The 21,949-nt window shown below is 39.7% G+C and carries 17 protein-coding genes and 1 pseudogene; 16 read left to right on the top strand and 2 right to left on the bottom strand.

The window, feature by feature from the left end:
- Window positions 1–92 precede the first annotated feature (92 nt).
- The 9 genes from ACNO7B_RS16585 to ACNO7B_RS16545 all read left to right on the top strand — a co-directional run bounded on the left by ACNO7B_RS16585 (window position 93) and on the right by ACNO7B_RS16545 (window position 11,540).
- Window positions 93–548, top strand: a complete 456-nt coding sequence (locus ACNO7B_RS16585) for a GNAT family N-acetyltransferase (protein ID WP_203143766.1) — start codon at window positions 93–95, stop codon at window positions 546–548.
- 70 nt (window positions 549–618) lie between these two features.
- The gene (locus ACNO7B_RS16580; protein ID WP_268358005.1) at window positions 619–1,620 is read left to right on the top strand and encodes a sugar-binding protein; all 1,002 of its coding nucleotides are present in this window, start codon (window positions 619–621) and stop codon (window positions 1,618–1,620) included.
- Window positions 1,617–3,059 (top strand): histidine kinase, encoded by a 1,443-nt coding sequence (locus ACNO7B_RS16575; protein ID WP_417901719.1) that lies wholly within the window; start codon window positions 1,617–1,619, stop codon window positions 3,057–3,059. Before ACNO7B_RS16580 ends, ACNO7B_RS16575 begins: the two co-directional genes overlap by 4 nt.
- On the top strand, window positions 3,053–4,474 hold the full coding sequence (locus ACNO7B_RS16570; protein ID WP_417901718.1) for a response regulator transcription factor: 1,422 nt from the start codon (window positions 3,053–3,055) through the stop codon (window positions 4,472–4,474). The genes ACNO7B_RS16575 and ACNO7B_RS16570 overlap by 7 nt, the downstream gene beginning before the upstream one ends.
- 99 nt (window positions 4,475–4,573) lie before the next feature.
- On the top strand, window positions 4,574–5,842 hold the full coding sequence (locus tag ACNO7B_RS16565) for an ABC transporter substrate-binding protein (protein WP_410684328.1): 1,269 nt from the start codon (window positions 4,574–4,576) through the stop codon (window positions 5,840–5,842).
- A 57-nt stretch (window positions 5,843–5,899) separates the two neighbouring features.
- Window positions 5,900–6,871, top strand: coding sequence for a carbohydrate ABC transporter permease (locus ACNO7B_RS16560; RefSeq protein ID WP_024719268.1), 972 nt, complete (start codon window positions 5,900–5,902; stop codon window positions 6,869–6,871).
- Complete coding sequence (locus tag ACNO7B_RS16555) at window positions 6,868–7,689, top strand: carbohydrate ABC transporter permease (protein ID WP_008343219.1); 822 nt, start codon at window positions 6,868–6,870, stop codon at window positions 7,687–7,689. The genes ACNO7B_RS16560 and ACNO7B_RS16555 overlap by 4 nt, the downstream gene beginning before the upstream one ends.
- Window positions 7,690–7,836: 147 nt before the next feature.
- Window positions 7,837–8,787: a mannose-6-phosphate isomerase, class I gene (gene manA / locus ACNO7B_RS16550; RefSeq protein WP_250026662.1), complete on the top strand. Its 951-nt coding sequence runs from the start codon at window positions 7,837–7,839 to the stop codon at window positions 8,785–8,787.
- Window positions 8,788–8,909: 122 nt separating this feature from the next.
- On the top strand, window positions 8,910–11,540 hold the full coding sequence (locus tag ACNO7B_RS16545; protein ID WP_410684330.1) for a glucosaminidase domain-containing protein: 2,631 nt from the start codon (window positions 8,910–8,912) through the stop codon (window positions 11,538–11,540).
- A 17-nt stretch (window positions 11,541–11,557) separates the two neighbouring features.
- Here the strand turns inward: ACNO7B_RS16545 and ACNO7B_RS16540 are convergent, their stop codons facing one another.
- Window positions 11,558–12,745 (bottom strand): CDP-glycerol glycerophosphotransferase family protein, encoded by a 1,188-nt coding sequence (locus tag ACNO7B_RS16540; protein ID WP_082181666.1) that lies wholly within the window; start codon window positions 12,743–12,745, stop codon window positions 11,558–11,560.
- Between the two features lie 11 nt (window positions 12,746–12,756).
- A complete protein-coding gene (locus ACNO7B_RS16535) occupies window positions 12,757–13,527 on the bottom strand; it encodes a WecB/TagA/CpsF family glycosyltransferase (RefSeq protein ID WP_045033965.1) in 771 nt (256 codons plus the stop codon).
- 370 nt (window positions 13,528–13,897) lie between these two features.
- On the opposite strand from ACNO7B_RS16535, the gene tagD reads away from it, so the two are divergent.
- The 7 genes and pseudogenes from tagD to ACNO7B_RS16500 all read left to right on the top strand — a co-directional run bounded on the left by tagD (window position 13,898) and on the right by ACNO7B_RS16500 (window position 21,949).
- Entirely contained in the window at window positions 13,898–14,287 is a 390-nt protein-coding gene (gene tagD / locus ACNO7B_RS16530; RefSeq protein ID WP_008343212.1) for a glycerol-3-phosphate cytidylyltransferase, read from the top strand.
- A gap of 94 nt (window positions 14,288–14,381) precedes the next feature.
- Window positions 14,382–15,851, top strand: coding sequence for an alpha-glucosyltransferase N-terminal domain-containing protein (locus ACNO7B_RS16525; RefSeq protein ID WP_081114197.1), 1,470 nt, complete (start codon window positions 14,382–14,384; stop codon window positions 15,849–15,851).
- A gap of 36 nt (window positions 15,852–15,887) precedes the next feature.
- A pseudogene (locus ACNO7B_RS16520) lies at window positions 15,888–17,075 on the top strand (CDP-glycerol glycerophosphotransferase family protein); the annotation flags it as partial.
- Between the two features lie 286 nt (window positions 17,076–17,361).
- The gene (locus ACNO7B_RS16515; RefSeq protein ID WP_224564250.1) at window positions 17,362–18,576 is read left to right on the top strand and encodes a glycosyltransferase family 4 protein; all 1,215 of its coding nucleotides are present in this window, start codon (window positions 17,362–17,364) and stop codon (window positions 18,574–18,576) included.
- Window positions 18,573–19,862: a glycosyltransferase gene (locus ACNO7B_RS16510; RefSeq protein WP_224564248.1), complete on the top strand. Its 1,290-nt coding sequence runs from the start codon at window positions 18,573–18,575 to the stop codon at window positions 19,860–19,862. Before ACNO7B_RS16515 ends, ACNO7B_RS16510 begins: the two co-directional genes overlap by 4 nt.
- Before the next feature lie 14 nt (window positions 19,863–19,876).
- Window positions 19,877–21,154 (top strand): nucleotide sugar dehydrogenase, encoded by a 1,278-nt coding sequence (locus ACNO7B_RS16505; RefSeq protein ID WP_224564236.1) that lies wholly within the window; start codon window positions 19,877–19,879, stop codon window positions 21,152–21,154.
- A gap of 54 nt (window positions 21,155–21,208) precedes the next feature.
- On the top strand, window positions 21,209–21,949 hold the full coding sequence (locus tag ACNO7B_RS16500; protein ID WP_041507855.1) for a hypothetical protein: 741 nt from the start codon (window positions 21,209–21,211) through the stop codon (window positions 21,947–21,949).

Raw genomic sequence — 21,949 nt, 5'->3', positions numbered from 1 at the left:
CGGATGACTGCCGGTTGTTTGTTCGTTTATCTGACAAAAAAGCTCAGAAGACGCATCTTTTCACGTAAAATGAGCATAAAGGAGAGGTCGATATGTACATTCAACAAGATGAACTAAAAGATGGTCAAATAGAACAATTAATTCAAGCTCATTTAGAAGAGATGAAAAAACATTCACCGCCAGAAAGCATTCATGCCCTTCCGTTAGACGATCTGAAAAAACAAGACGTCACAGTATGGAGTGCAAGGGATGGAGAGGCGCTTCTTGGCTGCGGAGCCATCAAGGAGCTATCAAGTGAACATGGTGAACTCAAATCGATGAGGACGGCAGCAGCCCATATGCGAAAAGGCGTGGCGAAGTATCTGTTGACTCACCTTCTCCAAGAGGCGAAGCGGCGGGGTTATAAAAGAGTCAGCCTTGAAACAGGTGCGATTGCTTTCTTTGAACCGGCAAGAAAATTATATGAGAGCTTTGGATTTCAATATTGTCCGCCTTTTGGTTCATACCAAGAAGATCCAAACAGTTTATTTATGACAAAGGAATTATAGAGGTCGAGAGAGTATGCTTTTATAAGCAGCTCTTTTTTTATGCGGCAACAATGGAAGGAGGCGGATGTGAATGAAAAGGTCGAAGTTGTTCGGAATAGGCGCATTTCTCACATTTTGTGTCGTATCTGTTCTTTTTTTATCTGTATTAGGTCAAGATTTAGTTAAAATTGAAAGCGCTTCCGATGAGGCGGTATCAACTTACCAATATCACTTTGTTCTTGTACCGGAGGAACTTGATAATGAATATTGGCAATTGGTGCAAAAGGGAGCTGCTGATGCGGCGGAAGTTCATCGGGTGTATCTAGAATACCTAGGTCCAAAGCAGGCTGATTTGGATGATCACCTGAAAACCATTGATATGGCGATTGCTGGTCATGTGGACGGCATTATGACGCAAGGGCTTGATGCAAAGAAATATAAACCGCTCTTTCAAAAAGCAAGAGAGAAAGGTATAGATGTCGTCACAGTCGATACCGATGCAGAGGGGAGCAAGCGTCAAGTGTATGTCGGAACAGATAACTATTATTCTGGCTTTATCGCCGGACAGGCACTCATCTCCGATACAAAAGGCGAACAGTATGTGGGCATTGTGACGGGACGGCTTGATGCGATTCACCAGAAGCTTCGCGTGAAGGGGTTTCGAGATGCCGTTTCTGGTGAAAAACGCATTCATATTGCTGGAATAGAAGAGTCTGCGATTACGAAATCAGGTGCTTCCGGTGCTGCGTATAAATTGTTAAATGATCATACGCAGCTCACCGCATTTTATGGAACAAGTGCATTAGACGGTGTCGGCATTATTCAAGCAACAGAGCAATATCATTCGTCTAAAGATGTTTATGTGCTCGCATTTGATACTCTGCCTGATACGATTCAAGCGCTGGATGATGGGAAAATTGATGCAGTGGTTGTACAGCACCCATATGAAATGGGCTATCAAGCGGTTGAATCTCTTGTTCGTTTGCAACAAGGGGATAAACAAGAACCGCTGCAGTACACAGGGACGAGTGTGATTCGGCGAGGAGACCTGCCCCTTCATCAAACGGAAAGACCACAGGGGGTTCAGCCATGAGAAAAATACGAAGTAAGTTATTATTGGCTTTTTTAATTCTTGTGCTCCTTGGCAATGTGGCCGCTTTTTTTGTGTATTGGAGCAGTTCAAAAATCACATCAGAATATAGCAAGAGCTTTCGTTCCTTTCTCCTGCTGAATGATATTTCGACAGAGGCAAAAACGATGTATGAAAAGGTCAACGCCTTTGCCATCGAAAAGGATCAGGCGTTTGCCAAGGGGTATGCTGAATCAAAACAGAAAATGACATCATATGACCAAACATTACTCAAAGATGCAGGGCTTCATGCCGCCATCCCCTCCATTGAAAAATATCAATATATGATGCGGACGCTCATAAACGAAAGTGATGCGACAATGAATCATGTCAAAGAAGGGAAAATCAAAGAATATGCTGCAAGTGTGAAAGAAGTAAGAACCGTGTCCTCTTATATCCAAGAGCAGACAATGACCCTTTTGGATGATGAATTATCTGAGTATCAAGTACTCTACCAATCCCTTCAAAAAAGACATCAAACGTATGCGCTTTTTACTCTATGTCTGTTTACATTATCGATAGGCATCGCTTTATGGATGGCCTATATCATTGCGGGCGGAATTTCAAGACCGATCGTTCATCTATCTCGAAGTGCCAAAGAAGTATCAGAAGGAAATTTTGATGGTCCGAATTTGCATGTGTCATCAAAGGACGAAATCTCTGTGTTAAATCATGCCTTTGAGCGAATGCGGCGAGAGATGAAGGTCATGATTGAAGAGATGAAACAAAAGGCCGCTTTAGATCAGAAAATTAAAGACATGAAGCTGAAAACACTGCAAAATCAAATGAATCCACATTTTTTATTTAATACATTAAACATCGTTTCACGTATGGCGTACTTAGAATCAGCTGATGCGACATCGAGATTGATACAATCCGTTTCTACGCTGATGCGGTATTCGCTATCTCCTCTCAGCGCATCTGTTACGTTAGAACAAGAAGTGAAAGTGGTAAAAGAATATTTTCATATACAAGAAACAAGATTTTCCGATCGTATTACATGCAAAACGACCATAGATGAGTCGTGCCTATCTGTTCAAATTCCGAGCCTTACATTGCAGCCGCTTGTCGAAAATGCCTTTATCCATGGGGTAGAACCAAAAGAGGAGGGGGGGCTTGTAGAGCTCTCTATTGATCGAGATGATGGCTTTGTCATGATTCGGATTCGGGATAATGGACTTGGCATCAGTGATCAAGAGAAAAAGAGATTGCTATCGCAAGAGGAAGAAGATCATTCAGACACACGTAGTAAAGGTCACTCGACAGGAATTGGTCTTCGAAATGTGATGTCGAGGTTGCGTTTGTTTTACGGAGTGCAGGATGCCCTTCAAATTGATTCAAAGCCAAACGAAGGGACCACCATTCAATTGACAATACCAATCAAGGAGGAACGAGCATGCTGAACGTGCTGATTGTGGATGATGAAAAAATTGAACGAATGGCGATGCGTAAGTTCATGACCGAATGGCTGCCAGACTGTCATATTGCAGGGGAAGCAGCGAATGGAAAAAAGGCAGTGGAATTGGCGCGGTCTAAGCCAATTGACCTTGTGCTCATGGATATTCAGATGCCAGGCATGGATGGACTCACAGCGATCAAACAGATCAAGGCAAGCCGTCCTCATACTAAATTTATTATGCTGACAGCCTACGATACGTTTGATTATGCCAAGCAAGCCATGCAGGAAGGGGTCAAACAATACCTTATCAAACCAGCTGATAAAGACGAAACCATTACAGCGATTCGTTCTGTTGCGGCAGAAATTCAGCAGGAGGTCTCCCTGCGGCAGGCGGAGAAAGTCAATCAGCAGTCAAAATGGCTGGAAGCTCATGTGTTGAACGGTCAATCTTATTCCTCCACAGCGTTTGAGCGGCTGTTTCATGATTTTCAAGCAGGTCTAGTGATCGCTGTTCAGCGGACAGGCGGGGATCAACTCCTGAATCATTTGCAGGAGTCTGCTCTTTTTCAAGCAGTGCCTATCAAAGTGAGCGGTGAGCTGTTTACATGCTTGATTTACAGCTGTCAATCACCTGGTCATCTAAAGGCGAATGTACTGCAAGCCATTCGCGCTGCTATGACAATCGAACGGCATTCCCCTGTCATTGTTGGCATGGGTCATCCTGTCTCAAATCCACTTCAACTTCAGAAAAGTGCGGCAGAAGCGAAGCTTTCCTATTATCAGCGAAAAAAAGATGACGGTGCGGTTCGTTATGGCTTTTACTATACAGATAGACAACCTTACGTATTGATCAACTTGCCTGAGCTTGCCGATGACATGATGCTGGCACTAGAAGAAGGGAGAAGAGATGATGCTCTTGCTTACTATGATGCCTTCCAATTAGAAGGGGCAACCATTTCTCATGTGAAAGAGCTGCTCATTTTACTCAAATCACGACTTCGTGCAGATGTGCCGATTCTAGCTATCACCACAGAAACAGAATGCCGCCAATGCTGTGAACATTTATTTGATCTGTATGAAGCAAGAACCCAGACGGTGAATGATATAGAACGGGCGAAACGATACATTCAAACACATTTTTGCGAACATATTACGCTGGAGCAAACGGCCGCCTATGTTGATTTAAGCCCGACGTATTTCACCAAACGCTTTAAGGATGAGACAGGTCTGACGTTTAAAGAATATGTGACGGCCTGTAGGATGGATAAAATGAAGAAGCTACTGAAAGAGAGTTCGCTTAGTTTAAAAGAAATCACCTATCAAGCAGGATATACTGATCCGAATTACGTCAGTCGTGTGTTTAAAAAAATGGTTGGCTGTTCGCCGAAGGAATATCGAAAACAGGTCGTAAAAAAATGAAGAATTTCATAAAAAAGTGAAGAAGTTTGCCTGAAAAAAGGCAAGGATCTGCCAGTATACTTATTTTGATAACGCTTACAAAATAGGGATGGGGGATCCATGATGAAGTTTAAAATAGGCTTTACTTTATTGGCACTCTGTATGCTGGTCGTCTCTGCTTGCAGTTCATCGACGAACTCAGATGCAAAAAAAGAGAGCGGAGCGGAGAAACTAGAAATTTTCTCTTGGTGGACTGGTGCAGGTGAGGAAGACGGGCTGAAGGCACTCATTCAATTGTTTGAAGAGAAAAATAAAGACATTCCAATTGAAAATGCAGCTGTCGCTGGTGGCGCTGGTACGAATGCAAAGGCTGTTCTAACAAGCCGGATGCAAGGAGATGATCCGCCAGCTACTTTCCAAGTACACGGGGGAGCAGAGCTGAATGAGAGCTGGGTAGCCGCAGGCAAAATGGAGGCGCTGGATGATCTATATGAAAAAGAAGGCTGGAAGGATAAATTTCCAGAATCACTGATTGACCTTGTGAGCAAAGACGGGAAAATCTATTCCGTTCCAGTGAATATTCACAGAGGCAATGTGCTTTGGTATAACAAAAAAGTATTTGAAGATCAGGGCTTAGAGCCGCCAACGACGTTTGATGAATTTTTCAAAACAGCCGATGCCTTAAAGAAAAAAGGGATTACACCACTTGCGCTTGGGGATAAAGAACCTTGGGCAGCGACTCATTTGTTTGAGAGCGTTCTTCTAGGTGTACTAGGTGCAGATGACTATCAAAAACTTTGGGCGGGCGACTTAAAAATGGATGATGCAAAAGTGAAGGAAGCAGCAGACATCTTTGGACGTATGCTCGAATACGTCAACGACGATCATAGCTCGCGTAACTGGCAGGATGCCTCACAGCTCGTGGCAAAAGGGGAAGCTGCAATGAATGTCATGGGCGACTGGGCAAAAGGATACTTTGTAAATGATCTAGATTTGAAGGTAAATAAAGACTTTGGATACGTGGCAACTCCTGGTACGGAGGGTAGCTTTATGGTTATCACGGATACATTCGGACTGCCGAAAGGTGTCAAACAGCCAGAAAACGTGAAAAAATTCTTATCTGTCTTAGGATCTGTGGAAGGACAGGATGCGTTTAATCCGCTGAAAGGGTCCATACCGGCACGTGTGGATGCAGACGTATCAAAATATGATGAATACGGAAAATCAGCAATGAAGGCGTTTAAAGAGTCAAAGCTGGCACCGTCTCTTGCGCATGGCTCAGCTGCTGAAGAAGGTTTTGTCACGAAGGCGAACCAAGCCGTCAATATTTTCGTGACACAAAAAGACAGCAGTCAGTTCGTTTCTTCTTTAAAAGATTCAATCAAATAAAGATGAAAGAGGCGGCCGTTAGGCACCGCCTCTTTTTTAAAAAAGGAGTGTAGCTTCATGCGCATGGACACATCGCCGATCACAAAAACACCAGCAGCAAAAGTGAAACGTGTTCGGAAAAAATGGAATGGAGACCAGCTGCTTGCCCTGCTATTTTTAGCACCGTCAGCTGTTTTATTATTCATTTTTGTTTACGGATTTATTGGCTGGACAGGATATGTTTCATTATCGAACTGGACCTCGCTTGTTCCTGATTTTTCTTTCGCAGGTATGAAAAATTATGTCATGCTGTTTCAAGATTTTCGCTTTCAGTCAGATCTTCGGAACACGGTCTTTTTTACATTATTCTTTATTGGAGCAGTCATTGCTTCTGGGCTTGTACTGGCCATTTTACTAGACCAGAAGATCAAGGGGGAATCACTTTTTCGGAATCTCTTTTTCTTTCCGATGGCCCTTTCCTTTGTTGTCACAGGTGTTGTGTGGCAATGGATCCTAAATCCATCAACTGGGGTGAATCTGTTTTTAAAAACACTCGGCATCCAGCCCAAGTGGTACACGGATACGAACATTTTAGCTGGATTTGTCTGGGGAAAAATTGAGTTTGGTGTACCGGCAGCAATGATTGCAGTTGTCATCGCTGCTGTGTGGCAGATGACAGGATTTTCACTTGCGATGTATTTGGCTGGTCTTAGAGGCATTCCAGAGGAAGTGAGAGAGGCTGCTAGAATGGATGGCGCAACCGAGTGGCAAATCTACTGGAAAATCATTTTCCCGCTGTTAAAACCAATCACAGCGAGTGTCGTCATTATCATGGCACATATTTCTTTAAAGATCTTCGATTTGATTTACTCGATGACAGGACCAGGTGCAAACTTTGTCACCGATGTGCCAGGTGTTTATATGTTTGAAATGACCTTTAGAGGAAACCATTATGCAGGTGGTGCCGCCATTGCGATCGTTATGCTGATTTCTGTTGCGGTCTTTATCGTGCCGTATCTCCTGTCTAGCCGGAAGGGGGCTTCATCATGACCGCAAGAGGGTTTGTCCGTCCAGTTCTTTATGCGTTATTAATACTGTGCAGTTTGTTTTTTCTCATGCCTGTTTATGTCATGCTCGTCACAAGCTTAAAGCCATTAGGTGAAGTGACCCTTGAGCGAATGTGGTCGCTTCCATCTACACTAGATTTCTCAAGCTACAAAATCGCTTTTGAAAAGTTATCACCCAATTTAATGAATTCTCTTTATCTAGTCATTCCTGCTACCTTATTGTCAGCTGTATTAGGTGCGATGAATGGCTATGTGCTGTCTAAATGGCGCTTTAAAGGATCAGAAGTGGTGTTTACCTTCATGTTGTTTGGTATGTTTATTCCATATCAAAGTATCCTCATTCCACTTATTCAATTTTTACGTGAAATCGGCTTGTATAACTCCATTCCGGGACTTGTGCTTGTTCATGTCGTATATGGCCTGCCAATCACAACACTCATGTTCCGCAATTTTTATGTAAGCATTCCTGATGAAATGATTGAATCAGCGAAGATGGATGGGGCCGGATTTATCGGGATCTTCAGACATATGATTCTGCCGCTTTCCATCACAGGGTTTGTCGTGGTTGCCATTTGGCAGTTCACAAATGTGTGGAATGAGTTTCTATTTGCGGTCACTATGACCACAGCAGAGAATCAGCCGGTCATGGTTGCACTGCAAAATTTATCAGGCAGTCAAATTGTGCAATGGAATGTTCAAATGGCAGGTGCCATCTTGGCTGCGCTGCCAACACTTTTGGTCTATATTCTACTTGGAAAATACTTTGTGAAAGGGCTTCTTGCAGGCTCTGTCAAAGGGTAAATTGATTTTCTTGTTATCGTTTTCATTTGGTGTACTGAAAGGATTGACTTCTCTTTAGATAGCGTCATAATAAAAGTTGAGACTTGCTAGTTTTCATCATGCTAGGCAAGGATTATCAAAGGGTAGCAAAGGGAGGAGTCATCCTGAATGAAGCAGTCACCAATTTTTTTACTGCCTGAATTGAAGGAGAGAATATGGGGAGGTACAGCCTTAAGGGATCAATTTGGCTATGATATTCCTTCTGATCAAACGGGAGAATGCTGGGCAATTTCTGCTCATCCAAACGGACCAAGTGTCGTGCAAGACGGTCCATATAAAGGGAAAACGCTGATCGAACTATGGGACAATCACAGAGAATTGTTTGGTGGAATAGAAGGCGATCGCTTCCCGCTCTTAACCAAAATTTTAGATGCAAACCAAGACTTATCCGTTCAAGTTCATCCAGATGATGATTATGCGGAAAGACATGAAAATGGTGAGCTTGGGAAAACAGAGTGCTGGTATATCATTGACTGCAAAGAAGGCGCAGAAATGATCTACGGTCATAATGCACGGACGAGAACTGAGCTTGTGACCATGATGAACAGCGGAGATTGGGAAGGCCTTTTGCGGCGAGTGAAAATTAAGCCGGGCGATTTTTATTATGTGCCAAGCGGTACCATTCATGCACTATGTGAAGGCACACTGGTTCTCGAAACGCAGCAAAGTTCAGATACGACCTATCGGGTGTATGATTATGAACGAAAAGACCAAAATGGCCTTGAACGTGAACTTCACTTCACGCAGGCCATTGATGTCACAACGGTTCCTCATGTAGACGGTTATGCAGATGAATCAGTAGAAACTCGTCCAGGGGTGACCATTAGAACATTTGTAGAAGCAGAATATTTCTCTGTGTATAAATGGGAAATTGATCAAAAAGTAGAGCTATCGCAAGATTATCCGTTTTTACTGTGCAGCGTTATTAATGGGGAAGGGTCCTTAGAGCATAATGGACATACATATCCGCTACCAAAAGGAGCCCATTTTATCCTGCCGGCTGAAACAGGGAACTTCACCATTGAAGGATCTTGTGAACTGATTGTGTCACATATATAAAGGTAAAGAGGACTTCGAGAGTCCTCTATTTTTCTATTGCATAAAGGACTTGAAAGAGACTTGTTTTTGTCGATAAAGAGATTAGTAGACTATTATGCAAAGTTAAGAGAGGGACAGGGAACGTGAAAAAAACCATCAAGATTATGTTACTCGCAGCTGCCTTTGGTATGACATTACACACAGGCAAAGAAGTGCAAGCAGCCTCCTATGTCGATCAATCCATTTATACGATTAGCACCTCAAAAGTATTTACAACAGAAGCAGAAGTGAAAAAAGCAGTTGACACGTTGAAAAAGGATAAGAAGTGGACAGCCACTTATCAAACCTCAGGAAATACATCGACCTATCAGCTAACTGCCTCAGGATATGACTCACAAGCAGCAGCGAGTGCAAGTGCCGCTGCATTAAAAAAAGAGTTAGGCATGAGCGGTACGGTGTCTCCAGTAGGTGCCCGCCTTCCTTTACAGAAAATCGTATCTGATCCAATCAACGATGAAAGTCAGGCGAAAAAACTGACAATCGAGCTGACGAAAACATCAGGACTCAATAGCACGTATGAAGTTATCAATCAAAGCAGACCATCTTATCAGGTCATTTCAGGAGCCATTGATTCTGAAACGAAAGTCAAAAATATTCAAACCGAACTACAAAAACAGGCCGGAGTCACGAGTACATATCAAACCGAAAACAAAGCTGGCACCGTGTATCAGCTGATCTCAGGTAATATTGTTGGACAGAGTAAGGCGAATACCATCCTGCAAGGTTTTCAAAAGGAATCTGGTTTAAAAGCAGTACTCCAAACGGTAGCAGCAGGCAAACCGTATTACATCGTCACTTCTGCTGCACAAACGAATCAGTCTAAAGCGCAAACCCTTCTGACCCAGCTGCAAAAAGAAGCGAAAATCAGCGGAAAGATTCAGAAGGTTGGAGCTGTTAAAAATGTATATAGCATGGAATCAGGCTATTTCAAAGACAATAAAGAAGCAGCCTCAGCGGCGGCTCAGATTAAAAAACAAGCTGGTGCGTCAGGGACTGTGCAGCGAGTAGGAAAAACGAAAAATTATATCGTAAAGCTCAATCAATTAAATGACACAACTTACGCAAAAACAGTTGCCTTTTTCAAGAAAAAGAAATGGCGCTATACATCTAAAAAGATCTCCTCTACACAGCCATATCAAGTAGTGACTGGGAATCTTTTGGGCGATGATCAAGCGAAAAAAGCAACGGCATTTTTCCAAAAGAAAAAAGTATCCGCCACAACGAAAAAAACAGGCAAAGCATCTGACAGCACGTATCGACTTGTTGTGAATCAAGCAACAGATCAGACAAAAGTAAATAAAGGTGCTGCATACTTAAAAGCACAAAAGGTGACAAGCAGCATCACAACAGGCAAGGGACAAGCCGTCAGTAAAGCATACAGCCTAATGACAGCTCCTGTATATGATCAAAGCAAAGTAAAGCAGGCGCAAGAGATCATGAAAAAAAATGGAGTTGCCAGCAGTACAAAAACATTAACAGAAGCTGTTAAGCAATACCGTATTACGACAGAGGCAACTGTGAATCAGACAAAGCTGAATCAAGCCTTAAGTTATTTAACCAAACAAAAAATGAAAGCAGCCGCTCAAAAAACGGGAGCAACTGATTATGGTCAATATCAGATCAAAACAGGGGTTATTTCGACTGCTGCCTTAAGAGACCAAGGCATGACATTCTTCAAAAAACGAAATGAACCAGCTGCTTATACAACAACGACAAAACCGACATATAAAATCAACATCACACAGCAGTTTACAGGGTTACCAAATGCGAATGCGGCCATTGCTTTTGTGAAAAGCCAATACGGCTGGACAGCCACAGCGACCAAAATCAAAAACGGTCCAATGGTGATGCAGACGAATTATAACCTCACAGTCAATGAGATGGTAAACAAACAAATGAAGGTGTCACCGCAGACAGATGGTGCAGCCTATGTCTATGCGACATATGTAGACCCAGCGACGTCCACAGTGAATACAGACGGGCTAAATGTCCGTTCTACACCTGATTCAAGTTCGGCTAGCAACATCGTCGCACAGCTGAACAAAGGGACAAAAGTGAAGCAGCTTGGAAAAGAAGGCAACTGGATCAAGATCAGCCTCGGCTGGAGAAATGCGAGTTCAGCAGAAGTATTAAAATATGTAGACCCAGCGAATATCGCGGAGGGCACTCAATCTTATTTTCAATTTCTCAAACTCTCTGAAGCTGCAAATCTCAATCCGACTGAAGTGAATACGAAGATTTTAGCAGGAAAAGGGATTCTTGCCGGAAAAGGACAAGCCTTTATCACAGCAGCGAAAACGTATCATATTAACGAAATCTATCTCATTTCACATGCATTGCTTGAAACAGGAAACGGCAGTTCCATTTTAGCGAACGGTACGAAGTTTAATGATAAAATCGTGTACAACATGTATGGCATTGGTGCATATGACAGTAACCCGAATTACCTCGGTGCAAAGTATGCGTATGAACAGCAATGGTTCACGCCTGAGGCGGCCATTATTGGCGGGGCAAAATTCATTGGCAACAGCTACATCAATAATGCCACATACAAACAAGATACCATTTACAAAATGCGCTGGTCTGCGACAGCCACTCACCAATATGCAACAGATATTGGCTGGGCTTCTAAACAGGTCACTCGTATGTATAGTTTGTATAACTTACTTGATAACTATACGCTGTATTATGATATCCCCGTGTATAACAAATAAAAAAACGTCCGTGCTTCTTAATGAGAAGCCGGACGTTTTTTGTGTAAGAGCTGATGTTCAATAAAGGAAAGAAGCTGCTGACTTGATTTCCCTTTTGAATATTGATTCCATTCCTCAGCAAAGGTTTTCAATAAGTCTTGATTGGCTGATTCGTTTAGCTGCTTAAGCTCCGTTAAGAGCATATCATGAGTGACGCAAGCCTTTCCTGGAATGATGTCTTCATAACGTTCGACTAAGCCGCGTTTTGTGCGATAAGTCTCTAGATCGTAAGTGAAGAACAAAACAGGCTTTCGGAGCAGCGCATATTCAAACACAATGGACGAATAATCTGTAATCAGGACATCGCATACAGAGAGCAATGGAAAGAGCGGCTGATCGGATGCATCAAAGATCCACTCACCATCTGTTTCTGCTTTGGCTAAATGTTTCACCGCAGGATGAAGTTTGACGAGCAGGATATAGTCACCATTCAGCTCTCTCTGCAATTGTTCTTTAGAAAAAGGTAAGACAAGACCGTCCATTGCAAAGTCCCGGTAGGTCGGCGCATACAGCAGCACTTTTTTGCCTTTTGGAAAAATATCCGTCTGAAAGGAAATAGGGCGCTCATCATAGTACGCATCTGTGAAGGGGACACCTGTTGGCAAAAAACGATCGTCGTTGACGCCAAATGAAGTTTTGAAAATCTCGCGCATGTGATCTGAGCCAGTAACGATATAATCGAAAGACGCATAGACCCGCTTGAAACGCTGCAGATCACGAGAACTACGGTGATGATTTGAAGCGTCTTCAAGACCGAACTTTTTCAAAGCACCATTGGCGTGCCACACTTGAATACAAGTGGTAGAAGGTCTATTTCTTAGCACACTTGTCATCAGAAAATAATTATCTGTGACGACAACTTTGCTTTTTAGCATCGTATAGATACATTGAATGAGATGAAAGGGATTTTTTTCATGAAAATAGCGAAATGACACATGAGGCACGTCCTTTTCTATCACGGAAGCATGCTTCGTATAGAGGACAGTGAGCTTCATTGTCATATTCGCCTGTTGTTGATAAGTATCGATAAGAGCAGCTGCATTCTCTTGGAATGAAACAAGCAGCGTCACCTGATTGTCACGAGGTTTCACGCCGCTCATGAGCCATCCAGCAAAAGAAACAAAAGCTGCATAGCATGAGATGATCATTGAGCGTATATTCATCATGTATCAGTCTCTCACAGCTGCTTCGTCTGATCTTTTACTTGCTCAGGATAGTAGCGCTTTTTCCCTTTGTTTTCTTTTAATACGGCAAAAGCGTACTTTGGGATATTCAGCATTCGTTTCCATCTCCACGGATTGACAATGAGTCTGTACAGCCATTCCGTATTTGTTTTAATCATCCAGCGTGGTGCACGCTTCACCGTTCCGCTAAATACATCAAAGCTTCCACCTAAACCGATGCAAACAGCTTGCGGGAACAAATGACGGTATTCATAAATAAAGTTCTCTTGGTTTGGATAACCTAAAGCAACAAACACCATATCTGCTTTTGAACGAGCAATTTGTTTTGCCACAAATCGTTTATCCGCTTGATAACCATCACAGCTGCCTGCAATCACCACATTCGGATATTCCGTATCAATTCGCTGTTTGACAGCCTCGAGCACTTCTTTTTTCGCCCCATATAAAAAGATACTTTTAGATTGCTTGTTTGCGAGATCAAGCATAGACATGAAAACCTCAAAGCCTGCAATTCTTGATTTCAACGGATGGTTTATAAGACGTGACATCAAGACAACACCTACACCATCAGGTAAGACATAGTCTGCAGAAGAGATGACTTTATGATATGCATGATCCTTCATAGTTGCATAGCCTATTTCTGGATTCACCGTTGCAATCATTGCGCCTCTTCGCTGTGAAAGGTGGTGTTGGTTCATATAACTAATAAATTCGTCTAAGTCGCCATTTACATAAGAAAGGTTAGAGACCACTTCTGTTTCCACTGTATAAACCCCCTTTTTCTTTTTGTTATCTATTGTACGATCATTGTAAATTCATTCTTAACCTACAGATCATTTTATCACAGTTGCTCCATGAAATATTAACAATAACTTTACAATCCTTTTAATTTCATGACATTTTAATAAACAACTAGTCTCTAAAAACGTTGAAATACTGTATTGACGCAGTTTCACTATTCCATCCATTAAATTGGAAATAGTTTGTCTTTACATTTTCTTAACGTTTTTTAGGCATTATGATATAATGAAGTTCCGAAGAGCGAAAAAACATGACCGATGAGAATAGGATTACGGATAAACATTACTGCTTGAAGCAGTCGAATAAGGATGAAGAAAGGAGTTTATGTTTGCAATGAAGAAAGTTATTACTTACGGTACATTTGATTTATTACACTGGGGGCATATCAAGCTGCTAGAGCGTGCAAAACAGCTTGGAGATTACTTAGTGGTAGCCATCTCTACAGATGAGTTTAATTTACAAAAATCAAAAAAGGCTTATCATAGCTACGAGCATCGCAAGCTGATTTTAGAAACCATTCGTTATGTAGATGAAGTCATTCCAGAGAACAGCTGGGATCAAAAAGTCCGAGACGTACAAGAACATGACATTGATGTGTTTGTTATGGGAGATGACTGGGAAGGTAAATTCGATTTCTTGAAAGAGCATTGCGAAGTCGTTTACTTGAAGAGAACAGAAGGTATTTCGACAACACAAATTAAGGAAGAAATTGCTGGACTATAATAGATTGAAAAAAGTACTTCTTATCTTTTGGTGAGAAGTGCTTTTTCATGTAAAATACAATAGCAAGTGATCATTTTTATAAGGAGAGCTTCCTGTGTTTCAAAATTGGATGAAGAAAAAAGGTGAACACACATTGGATCAACCTGAACTAAATGAAACAATGAAATCGGTTGAAATTCCTGACATGGACTACTACTTTATGATGGGGGATGTGCCAAAACAGGACAACACCTTAACGGATTCATTAAACTTAAGATTAAAATCATTGGCTGAGAAGAATAAACGAGCTACCATCTTAACTTTGAATTTTGATGTAAATGTAAAGGGGCATATTCGAAGCCTGGAGGAGAATTTCCACCCTCAAATTTCCATCTTGAATGTATTTGAACACTATATTTTACCGGAGAGCGGGAGTAAAAGGGTTTATTCGGAGTTTATTACAGGTACCGTATTGGAATCGATTAATGAAGTCGTTATATCTGAGGACAACTCAACCGTTCAAGTGACAAGATACGAACTACCTTCTTCCCCCATTCTGTATATAGATCAATTTAATGAAGAACAGCAATTGATGAAACGGGAAGAATACGATATACATGGCGCTTTACGAAGAGTACTTCACTATGTTCCGCATAAGGGTGTCCCTTTTCTGGAAGAATTCATTAGAGATGATAGAAGTATCTACATGGAAACCATATATTCTGGGAGTGCCAAGAAGAATACAGTAAGGCATATTAATTGGTACAAGAAGACAGGCATCACCACATTTGTGAAAAAATCCGATATCGTACAGCAATGGCTATCTGATATTCAAACAAAAAATGAACGCATGAAATTGATGATTGCAGAAGATCGAGAGATAGATCACGATCTGTTTAAAATGGAAAAATCTGATTCAGTATTTTATGCTGCTTTTGTGCATGACGCACACTACGAGGAAAATCCCCGTCAATTGCACACTCATTATGAAGAACTATTTAAACAAATCAGGAAGCAGCAGGTAGATGCTATTTTCTTTTGTCATCCGAAACATAAGGAAGATGTCGAAAAAGTTTTAGGGGAACAATCTTCCTTTTATCTATTGCCACAGGATGATGGTTCTTCTTGGGGAGCAGCTCTTCAGAATATGCTTGATAATCGAGTACTTAAAGAAGAACTAAGAAGTGTTGTGGAACATGTAAGATGGATGTTGCGTGATGTAAGCTCTGAGCATCATGTCCTTCATCTGCAGCTTGAGATGGAAGGCGAAATGAACATTGCGGATCAGGTAGAAATAGATTTTGCAGGATTTGATCGAGTCAATGGTGCTGAAATTATTTCTCAAACCATCAACGAAAATCAACAAGTGATTTTCCCGATTGGTCATTTTCAAACAAAGAAACAGATCGAACTAAATCAAACGAAACATGTCGATTTTTACATCCGAAGCAAGTCAAAAACACATCATCAAGAAGTACTACAGCGTTTAGAAGTGGAAGAAGAACTGCTCACCAACAAACCTTCGTCAATAGATGGGTGGTCTTACCAAACGAAAAATGGTTACTACTCTTGGAAGATCAATTAAAGAACGGACTGTATTCTTTGTGAAAGCATGTGAATGAAAATGAAAAAAATCGTTACAATTTTATATATCATCGTTTTTAAACTCTTGTTTTTGGGTGTCAGTAAACTGCAGCCAAAAAAGAAAACGGTTATTTTTGAAAGCTTTAATGGAAAACAATTCAGCTGCAACCCGCGTGCTATTTTTGAGTATATGAAAGAAAATCACCCTGACTATACGTTGATTTGGAGCGTTAAAAAAGGGTATGAAGCACCGTTTCAAGAAAAGGGCATCTATTATATTCATCGTCTGTCGTTTAAATGGATTCTTGCAATGGCAAGAGCCGAGTATTGGGTTGTAAACAGCCGTTTGCCGCTATGGATTCCAAAACCAGGCCACACAACTTACTTGCAAACATGGCACGGGACGCCTTTAAAACGACTGGCTGTGGATATGGACGAAGTTCATATTCCTGGAGCAAACACGAAGAAATATAAAAAGAATTTCACGAAAGAAGCATCGAAATGGGATTGTCTTATATCTCCTAATGCATACTCGACTGAGATCTTTACACGTGCGTTCCAATTTCAACAGACCATGATTGAATCAGGGTATCCAAGAAATGATTTTCTGTACAATCAGAATAATGAAGGAACGATAAGAGCGCTGAAGCAAAAGATGAACCTGCCTCTTGATAAAAAAATCATCCTCTATGCACCGACTTGGAGAGACGATCAATATTATACAATTGGAAAGTATAAATTTGAATTGGACCTTGATCTGCATGAGTTGAGGTCATCTATCGGAGAAGAATATATCATCATCCTTCGTATGCACTATTTAGTAGCGGAAAACTTTGATCTCGGACCATATGAAGGCTTTGCCTATGACTTCTCTCATTACGAAGACATTCGAGACCTTTATATGATTTCTGACCTACTCATGACAGATTACTCTTCCGTGTTCTTTGATTATGCAAACCTTAGGCGTCCAATGCTGTTCTATGTTCCAGACATCGAAACGTATCGCGACAAACTAAGAGGGTTCTATTTTGACTTTGAGCAAGAAGCACCGGGTCCGCTTGTGAAAGAAACAGCAAGTGTGATTGACTGGATCAAAGAGACAGAGAAATCGACCTTTACATTACCAGCTTCATTCACATCATTTTATGAGAAATTCTGCTACTTGGAGAACGGAGAATCATCTAAGCGAGTCGTAGAGACCATTCTGAATAAGGAAAAAAGATGAAGGGCATAAATCAGGTAACATACTTTCATTGTATGTTTACCGGATTTATGCCCTTTTTGTAACTTTAGTTTTAGATCTTTAAGCCTGTAAATGACAAAATCTCTCTAAAAAAACAAAACTTTTTTAGCGAAATTTGTTGAAAATTAAAAGATTTAAAGTCTTTAGAATCAAAAAGATGTTGTTTTTAAGGCAGCATAAACCTATAATTGTTGTTATAGTTAAAAAATTGTTTAAATATGTTGTGTTTACCAATATCGATTGTCAATTGAAAGTGCAGGGGATTTGATTGTCAAAAAGGATTTTATTAATTTCTCAAAATTTCTACCCTGAAATAGGTAGCGCTGGTAATAGACTCAAGAATATATTTTTGATGCTGCACAGAAAAGGATACGATGTGAAAGTTTTAACAACGGATCCAACTTATCCAGAAAAAAATTTCTATGATTCTCATGACCTTTGGGACGAAGAAGAATTAAATAGTCAGAATGAAAGATTTATAAGAGTGAAAGTAAAAAACAAAAAATATGCTTTTAACTTTTTGAATAGACTTTTCTATTATCTAGAAATAATGCTTAGGATGATCATATTTATTTTTAAGGATAAAAATAAATATGATCTAATTTATGTTACAACCCCCCCGATTTTTGTTGCCTTTGCTGGAATTATTGCTAAATTTAGATATAAGACAAAAATGATTTTAGACATAAGAGACTTGTGGCCAGACTCTTTAAAAGGAGTGGGGATATTCAAAAATCCCATGATCATCGGTTTTTTTAAACTTGCAGAAAAATTTGTCTATTCAAAATCAGATCATATTATCATTAACAGCCAAGGTTTTCAAAAGCATTTACAGGAGCAAGAAGCTAAATTAACGTTCATACCAAACTCTGCAAGGCGTGAAGAACTGCCAGAAATTTCAGTAAAAAACACGAGGAAAGAGTTTAAAGTAGTGTTCGCAGGCAATTTAGGTCTTGCTCAAGATGTGCATGTCTTTCGTGATATTGTTACGAGTTTAAAGGATTATCATATCAGATTTATGATTCTAGGTTATGGAGTCAATAAGAAAGAATTAGAGAGATATATCATTGAAAAAGAATTGAAACACGTTGAATTTATTGATCCATTATCAAGAAAAGAGTGTCTCAAAATGATGGCAAATTGTGATATTGGTATAGCAACGCTTAATCGTTCAGTCATCTTTGAAACGGTTTTGCCAGGACGTATTATAGATTACTTGAGCTGCCAGTTACCTGTAGTGGCTTCACTTTCTGGATATTCAAAAAAATTAATTGAGCAAGAAAATGTAGGTTTAGTAGCTAAAACAAAAACGAGTGACGAAATGGTTTCTCTTATTTTACACTTGTATCATCATCCGGAGTTGGTTCAAGAAATGAAAACAAATTGCGAGAACTTTATTGAAAAGAATTTTTTATGGGATAATAATATTATGATTTTAGATAATGTAATAAAAAATACTATAAAAAAGGTTAATGAAGCATGAAAAAAAATGTATGTATGTTTGTATGGAACCACTTTACCAACGATGCCAGAGTTTTGAGAGAATGTACAGCATTGTCAGAAGACGGATCTGATGTCGATCTAATTTGTATACACGATCCATCAATGCCTGGATTAAAGACATATGAGGAAATCAATGAAAGATTTCGTGTCCACCGAGTTAAAAGGTACCCTCGATGGTTAGTTTTATTTCAGTCTATGCTGACTTTGCTAAAGAAGAAAAAGTATCTTCTACTTCTTCTATTACTAGTGTGGGCTGCGGGTGTTTTTTATTTACCTATTATAACGATCGCCTTCACAATCCTATTTTCATCCTTACTTCTTAAAAAGGTGAGAACATTAATCATTAGATCAAGTATCTTTTTAAGAATGATTGTAAAAGGATGGAATAAAAATTATGATATCTATCATTCTAATGATTTAAATACTTTACCACAGGGTGTTATTTGTGCAAAGTTTAAACTTTTTAACAGAAAAAGACTCATCTATGATTCACATGAAGTTCAAACAAGTAGGACTGGGTATGATAGCAAACTATATGGGAAGATGGAATCTTTCCTTTTAAAGTTTGTTGATCAAATGATAGTCGAAAATCACACGAGAGCCAAGTACAACGAAGACCTATATGGTTTTTACCCAAAAGTCGTTCATAATTATCCGTTCGATCAAAAAAAAGAGATAGAGAAAATAGATTTGCATGAGATTTTAAACATTTCCAAGGATGAAAAAATCCTGTTGTATCAAGGTGGAATTCAAACTGGTAGAGGTTTAGAAAATTTAGTTAAGGCAGCACCTAATTTCGAAGAAGGCATCCTCGTCTTTATTGGAGATGGCCGAATTAAAGAAAGCCTTATGCAATTAACGGAAGACATGAAGCTCACTGATCGAGTGAAATTTTTACCAAAGGTGCCTTTGGAAGATCTCCCTAGGTATACAAAAAATGCTTATTTAGGTTTTCAGGTATTGAATAATGTGTGCTTCAACCATTATTCAGCCTCTTCAAATAAACTATTTGAATATATTATGGCGGGTGTGCCTGTCATAGCATGTGACTTTCCAGAAATTAAGAAAGTTGTTTCAGGTGAAAATATTGGAGTAGTCGTTGACTCTCACGATCCGATTTCAATCGCAGCGGGTGTAAACAAGTTAGTTTTAAATCCTGAATTGCGTCATCAGTACAGTGAGAATTGTCATCAGGCAAGGCTTAAATACAATTGGGAACAAGAAAAAAAATCACTTCTAAAAGTTTATGGACAAATTCAATCATAAGGAGAGTAAAAATAATGAAACTTTGTACAGTAGGTTTGGGGTATATTGGTCTTCCAACTTCAATTATGTTTGCGAAACATGGTGTTAAGGTCGTAGGAGTAGATGTGAAACCGAGTGTGATAGACTCTTTAAATAGTGGAACGATTCATATAGAGGAGCCAGGTCTCCAAGACGCTTTGACTGAAGTTATTAAACTTGAAAAATTTAAAGCTTCTTTAACACCAGAGGAAGCAGATGTCTTTATCATCGCTGTTCCTACACCTAACCGTGATGACATGTATAAATCATGTGATTTAACGTACGTAGAGAGCGCTGTTGAGAAAGTAATTCCATTCCTGAAAAAAGGGAATGTTGTAATTATCGAATCTACTATTGGTCCAAGAAGCATGGATGACGTGATTAAACCATTATTCGAAGAAAAGGGTTACGTTATTGGTGAAGATCTATATCTAGTACATTGTCCGGAAAGAGTTCTGCCGGGTCAGATTCTTCATGAACTAATCTTTAATAACCGGATCGTTGGCGGGATTACAGAAGCTTGTACAGAGGCGGGAGCAAAAGTATACGAAACGTTTGTTCAAGGTGAAATTATTAGAACAAATGCCAAAACCGCTGAAATGTCTAAACTAATGGAAAATACATTTAGAGATGTTAACATAGCACTGGCAAATGAACTTACAAAAGTATGTAATGATCTAGACATTAATGCGCTAGATGTCATTGAAATGGCCAATAAGCATCCACGTGTTAACCTGCATACACCTGGACCTGGTGTCGGCGGACATTGTTTAGCAGTAGACCCGTATTTTATTGTAGCGAAGGCCCCTGAAACAGCGAAAATGATTAACTTATCACGTTCAATTAATACATCTATGCCATACTATGTTGTTGAAAATGTTGAGAAGCTCATGGAAAAAGTAGAAGGAAATAAGGTGACTATTTTTGGACTTACGTACAAAGGTAATGTCGATGATATTCGAGAAAGCCCAGCAATGGAAATCTATCATTTATTAAAAAATCAGAATAAATATGAAATCGATGCATATGATCCACATGTGGATGAGGAGTTTGTCATTAAAAACTTAGAAGAAGCTGTTCAACAATCTGATTTAATTTTGATTCTAACCGATCATCAAGAGTTTAAAGAATTTGATTTTGAAAGACTTGATGGCATGAAAAATAAAATGATTTTTGACACAAAAAATGTTCTGCAAAATCGACACGAACAGTTCACTTATATTAATTTCGGAAATCTCTCTTCTGAAATAAAAAAAGAAGAAGCCTTGGTTTAAATCTGCTTTTCCTTGGTGAATGTAAAGCTTAGATTTTCTTAGAAAGGAGCAGTAATGGATATACCTTCAACAGAAATTTTCAATGTATTTAAAGAAAGTACGGAACAACCAGATAAATGGTTATTAACAAACACTAGGGGAAAAAGAGTCTTTTTTCAATTTGGTTTACAAGAAGAGGGTGAAAAATATTTATCCTTTATCGGTAAAGAAATCATTGAATTCAGTACTTTGTCCAATCAGCCAGACAAAATAGACACAATTGTGTTAGGTAATGCGACTGAATTTATGTCTGATGTAAATCGGTTAGTCGATGATGTGTTACCATTTCTAAATAATGATGGTGTTATGTTGTTTTGGATTAACCATGATCAAAATTCTGTGCAAGTAAAGTCAATAGTATCATTGATGCTTTATATGCATAAAAAGAATTTTCGAATTGAACAAGTCATCAGACCTTTATGGACAGGCTTTATAGCAATTCCTACTACAAACTCTAATGAGATTGATTTTGCTGAAAGTCTGTTGAAGGTTTTGGATCGGCTGAAGAAATCTGATGACACTGAACAAAATCAAAGTAGGGATGTAACTGCTAGCCTGCTAAAAAAATTAGTAGAAGCAAAACAAGAAAAATTAAATCTGATTACAAATGAGAAAAAAGTACTAGAACAAGCTAAGAAGACTGAAAAAGAACTGGACCTAATAAAAAGACGTTATGCAGCTCTATCCTCATCAAAATTAGGTAGGTTGACACTAGCTTACTGGAGATATAAATCTCGAAAAAGAAAGAATAGGTGA

It is taken from the genome of Bacillus sp. AK25 (genome assembly GCF_048270685.1).
Taxonomy (GTDB): Bacteria; Bacillota; Bacilli; order Bacillales; family Bacillaceae; genus Bacillus; species Bacillus altitudinis.
The sequence above is the reverse complement of the archived record's forward strand: the minus strand, read 5'-3'. Positions and strand labels throughout refer to the sequence as shown.

Excerpts from the sequence above, each read along its gene's own strand:
- ACNO7B_RS16585 (WP_203143766.1), top strand. The coding sequence starts at position 93 with ATGTACATTCAACAAGATGAACTAAAAGATGGTCAAATAGAACAATTA.
- ACNO7B_RS16500 (WP_041507855.1), top strand. The coding sequence starts at position 21,209 with ATGGATATACCTTCAACAGAAATTTTCAATGTATTTAAAGAAAGTACG.
- ACNO7B_RS16580 (WP_268358005.1), top strand. The coding sequence starts at position 619 with ATGAAAAGGTCGAAGTTGTTCGGAATAGGCGCATTTCTCACATTTTGT.
- tagD (WP_008343212.1), top strand. The coding sequence starts at position 13,898 with ATGAAGAAAGTTATTACTTACGGTACATTTGATTTATTACACTGGGGG.
- ACNO7B_RS16555 (WP_008343219.1), top strand. The coding sequence starts at position 6,868 with ATGACCGCAAGAGGGTTTGTCCGTCCAGTTCTTTATGCGTTATTAATA.
- ACNO7B_RS16510 (WP_224564248.1), top strand. The coding sequence starts at position 18,573 with ATGAAAAAAAATGTATGTATGTTTGTATGGAACCACTTTACCAACGAT.
- ACNO7B_RS16540 (WP_082181666.1), bottom strand. The coding sequence starts at position 12,745 with ATGATGAATATACGCTCAATGATCATCTCATGCTATGCAGCTTTTGTT.
- ACNO7B_RS16570 (WP_417901718.1), top strand. The coding sequence starts at position 3,053 with ATGCTGAACGTGCTGATTGTGGATGATGAAAAAATTGAACGAATGGCG.
- ACNO7B_RS16505 (WP_224564236.1), top strand. The coding sequence starts at position 19,877 with ATGAAACTTTGTACAGTAGGTTTGGGGTATATTGGTCTTCCAACTTCA.
- manA (WP_250026662.1), top strand. The coding sequence starts at position 7,837 with ATGAAGCAGTCACCAATTTTTTTACTGCCTGAATTGAAGGAGAGAATA.
- ACNO7B_RS16565 (WP_410684328.1), top strand. The coding sequence starts at position 4,574 with ATGATGAAGTTTAAAATAGGCTTTACTTTATTGGCACTCTGTATGCTG.
- ACNO7B_RS16560 (WP_024719268.1), top strand. The coding sequence starts at position 5,900 with ATGCGCATGGACACATCGCCGATCACAAAAACACCAGCAGCAAAAGTG.
- ACNO7B_RS16575 (WP_417901719.1), top strand. The coding sequence starts at position 1,617 with ATGAGAAAAATACGAAGTAAGTTATTATTGGCTTTTTTAATTCTTGTG.